3 protein-coding genes are annotated in these 3,075 nt (G+C 69.6%); 1 reads left to right on the top strand and 2 read right to left on the bottom strand.

Going from position 1 to position 3,075, the window contains the following annotated elements; translation table 11 throughout:
* Positions 1–115: 115 nt before the first annotated feature.
* Both QH283_RS08070 and mce read right to left on the bottom strand, forming a co-directional pair.
* On the bottom strand, positions 116–1,117 hold the full coding sequence (locus tag QH283_RS08070; RefSeq protein WP_280502394.1) for a hypothetical protein: 1,002 nt from the start codon (positions 1,115–1,117) through the stop codon (positions 116–118).
* Between the two features lie 86 nt (positions 1,118–1,203).
* Positions 1,204–1,674 (bottom strand): methylmalonyl-CoA epimerase, encoded by a 471-nt coding sequence (gene mce, locus QH283_RS08065; protein ID WP_280502393.1) that lies wholly within the window; start codon positions 1,672–1,674, stop codon positions 1,204–1,206.
* Positions 1,675–1,814: 140 nt separating this feature from the next.
* On the opposite strand from mce, the gene QH283_RS08060 reads away from it, so the two are divergent.
* On the top strand, positions 1,815–2,993 hold the full coding sequence (locus tag QH283_RS08060) for an acetyl-CoA C-acetyltransferase (RefSeq protein ID WP_280502392.1): 1,179 nt from the start codon (positions 1,815–1,817) through the stop codon (positions 2,991–2,993).
* Positions 2,994–3,075 lie beyond the last annotated feature (82 nt).

The following is a 3,075-nucleotide window of genomic DNA, read 5'->3' as shown; positions in this document are numbered from 1 at the left end:
GCCCCCGCCGTACACCACCTCCCGTCCCCCCCCCCCCCCCCCCCCCCCCCCGGCGCCCCCCTTCAGGGCTGAACTGTGGAGATGACCGCGTCGTCGCCTTTCGGAGTGATCCGGGTCAGTTGGCGATATCGGCGGCTTCGCGCTCGTCGGCTTCGATGTCCTCGTCCTCGGCGGCCGCTTCGGGGATCGCCTTGGTGGTGCGGGCGCCGACCGACTTCGGCTGGCCGCCACCGATCTTGCGCTGCTCCGGCACGCCGTCGAGCAGCTCGCTCTCCCGGTTGACCGCGGCCAGCATGGCCGGAACCGAGTCGAGCTGACCACGGATGCCGAGCAGCTGGGCCAGCACCCGGCCGCGCAGCACGCGCATCTCCTCGGCCAGTTCCTTGGCGTGGGCGATCTTGCGCTCGGAGGTCTGGGTCGCCGAGGTGATGAGACGGTTGGCCTCGTCGGTGGCGTCCTTGATCCGCTGCGCGGCCTCGGCGCGGCTGGTGGCCTCCAGCTCCTCCATCTGGCGGGTGAGCTTGGTGCGCCGCTCGGACATCGTGACCTCGAAGTCCTGCTGCGCCGCCTTGCGCTTGGCCTCGGCCTCCTTGAGGATGCGCTCGGCCTCGGCCTGTGCGGCCTCGATGATCTTCGCCGACTCGGTGCGGGCGTTGGCGAGGGTCTGCTCGTATTCGATGTCGAGCGCCTCGCGCTTCTCCTTGGTCTCGGCCAGCAGCGACTCGTACTTGCCGCGCATCTCCGCGGCCTGCTGCTCGGCGATCGACACCATCTCGGCGGCCTCGGCCTGGGCCAGGGCCCTGACCTCACTGGCCTCGTCGGAGGCCAGGCGCAGCATCCGGGAGATGCGGTCGGACATGCCTTCGGCCGTGGTCGGCGGGACCGACAGGCGATCGACTTCCTTACGGAGCTCGTCGATCTCGTCCCGCGCGTCCTCGAGCTGCGCGGCGAGATTACGGGCCTGGGCCGCGGCGGCATCGCGGTCGGTGGCCGTGACCCTCAGCTCGGCATCGAAACGGTCGAAGTAGTTACGCACCTCGTCTTGCGCATAGCCCTTCCGAACGACGGTGAAGGGCAACGCGACGAAGCGATTGCGATCGGACTCAGGTGACGACATGGCACACAAACTACAGCCTGTCACCGGGTGATGGTGACTCGACCGCGAATGTGAACTGTCCGACTTTCCCCGCTCCGACGGCGATACTAGTGCGTAACATCCGGGTTGGGTTCGACCAGCTCGACCAGCACACCGCCAGCATCCTTCGGGTGGATGAAATTGATGCGGGAATCGGCGGTTCCACGGCGCGGGGCCTCGTACAGCAAACGCAGCCCGCGCTCGCGTAGGTAGGTGGAGACGGCGTCGATGTCGGTGACGCGGTAGGCGAGCTGCTGCAGGCCCGGTCCGCTGCGATCGATGAACTTGGCGATGGTGGAGGTCTCGTCGAGCGGCGCCAGCAACTGCAGGGCGGTGGCGCCGTCGGGGGCGCCGGGCAACGAGAGCATGGCCTCGTGCACGCCCTGGGCCTCGTTGATCTCCCGGTGGGTCTCGATCATGCCGAGGTTCTCGGCGTACCAGGCGATGGCGGCGTCCAGATCGGGCACGGCCACGCCGACGTGGTCGACGGCCACCACGTAGTCGCCGGGGATGAAGGAAGTCTCGTTTGCGTTGCTCACACCTCGACGGTAGCGCTCCACCTGCGCGATGTCCGGTGCGGATGACCGGCTACCGTGGGGTAGAACCCTGTCGACATCGATCTTTCGAAGATCGGGCCCCGCCGCGCGCCGGCGAGGCCGCGAGGAATGCGAGGCTCGTCGTGACCACTTCCGTCATCGTCTCCGGCGCCAGGACGCCGGTCGGCCGGCTGCTCGGCGGTCTGAAGTCCTTCTCGGGTTCGGACCTCGGTGGTTTCGCCATCAAGGCGGCTCTGGAGAAGGGCGGCGTGGCGCCCGAGCTGGTCGAGTACGTGATCATGGGGCAGGTGCTGACCGCGGGCGCGGGTCAGATCCCGGCGCGTCAGGCCGCGGTGGCAGGCGGCATCCCGATGGACGTGCCCGCGCTGACCCTGAACAAGGTCTGCCTGTCGGGCATCAACGCCATCGCCCTGGCCGACCAGCTCATCCGCGCCGGCGAGCACGAGATCATCGTGGCGGGCGGCCAGGAGTCGATGAGCCAGTCGCCGCATCTGCTGGAGAAGAGCCGCGAGGGCTTCAAGTACGGCGATGTGAACCTACGCGACCACATGGCCTACGACGGCCTGCACGACATCTTCACCGACCAGGCGATGGGCCTGCTCACCGAGCAGGGCAACGACCGCGACCCGATCAGCCGCGAGGACCAGGACGCCTTCGCCGCGGCCTCGCACCAGCGCGCGGCGGCGGCGTGGAAGAACGGCGTCTTCGACGAGGAGGTCGTCCCGGTCGCGGTGCCGCAGCGCAAGGGCGATCCGGTCATGGTGACCTCCGACGAGGGCATCCGCGCCAACACCACCGCGGAGTCGCTGGCCTCGCTGCGCCCTGCCTTCCGCAAGGACGGCACCATCACCGCGGGCTCGGCCTCGCAGATCTCCGACGGCGCGGCCGCGGTCGTCGTGATGAGCAAGGAGAAGGCCGAGCAGCTCGGCCTGAGCTGGATCGCCGAGATCGGCGCCGCGGGCGTGGTGGCCGGTCCCGACTCGACTCTGCAGGACCAGCCCGCCAACGCGATCGCCAAGGCCTGCGCCAAGCAGGGCATCTCGCCGGCTGATCTGGATCTGGTGGAGATCAACGAGGCGTTCGCGGCGGTCGGCATCGCCTCGACCCGCAAGCTGGGCATCGACCCGGCGAAGGTCAATGTCAACGGCGGCGCCATCGCCATCGGTCACCCGCTCGGCATGTCCGGCGCGCGCATCGTGCTGCACCTGGCGCTGGAGTTGAAGCGCCGTGGCGGCGGCATCGGCGCGGCCGCGCTGTGCGGCGGCGGCGGGCAGGGCGACGCCCAGATCGTCAAGGTCTGACCCGCCCAGATAGTCCAGGTACCCGCCACGGGGCCCCTGCCCCCGGACAAACGGCAGCGGCGCCGCCCCCAACGGCCCGGGG

This window comes from Nocardia farcinica (assembly GCF_029867845.1).
Lineage (GTDB): Bacteria > Actinomycetota > Actinomycetes > Mycobacteriales > Mycobacteriaceae > Nocardia > Nocardia farcinica_A.
Note: the sequence above shows the minus strand (reverse complement) of the source record. Positions and strands in the feature narration are given on the sequence as shown.

What these genes read in the sequence shown, in the direction of transcription:
- QH283_RS08070 (WP_280502394.1), bottom strand. Translation starts at nt 1,117, where the DNA reads ATGTCGTCACCTGAGTCCGATCGCAATCGCTTCGTCGCGTTGCCCTTC.